At 50.6% G+C, this 638-nt stretch carries 1 protein-coding gene; it reads left to right on the top strand.

Translation table 11 applies throughout. From position 1 onward, the window contains the following. Positions 1-89: 89 nt before the first annotated feature. Positions 90-638 (top strand): reverse transcriptase family protein (locus NUW87_RS11470; protein ID WP_269028656.1); only part of this gene is annotated, 549 nt, incomplete at its 3' end.

The raw sequence follows: 638 nt of genomic DNA, 5'->3' as shown, positions 1-638 counted from the left end.
CCGACCACGAGGCTCTATCCTTCATGGATGGCTTCTCTAGCTACAACCAAATTCAAATCCACCCAGCCGATTAGTACAAAACCACATTCATTACCCCGTGGGGTACGTTTTCATATCGTGTCATGCCCTTCGGCCTCAAAAATGCCGGTGCAACTTTCCAGTGGGCCATGACATACATCTTTCATGATCTGGCTGCAATCATCCTCGCCTACTTGGACGACCTCACCGCTCGATCCAAGAAACGCACCCAACACCTCGATGATTTACGAGTCATCTTTCAACGGTGTCGTCAGTACAACATCCGCTTGAATCCTCTCAAGTGTGTGTTCTGCATCACCGCAGGGCGCCTCCTCAGTTTCATCGTTTCCCAAAGAGGTATCACCGTGGACCCCCTCAAAGTCCAAGCCATCACCGAGATTCCACCTCCCCGGAATATCCGACAACTCCAGAGTCTACAAGGCAAAGCCAACTTTCTCAGACGCTTTGTTCCTGATTACGCTATACGCGCACATGGTTTCCTTCGCTTACTGCGCCACGACATCCCTTTTCATTGCGACGACTATGCCCAACAGTCGTTTGACGATCTGAAAGCAGCGCTTTCCAATGCGCCCTTGTTTAGTGCACCTGACTACAATCAC

This window comes from Corynebacterium pilbarense, assembly GCF_026930265.1.
Lineage (GTDB): Bacteria > Actinomycetota > Actinomycetes > Mycobacteriales > Mycobacteriaceae > Corynebacterium > Corynebacterium pilbarense.
This window is presented reverse-complemented; position numbering and strand designations above follow the sequence as displayed.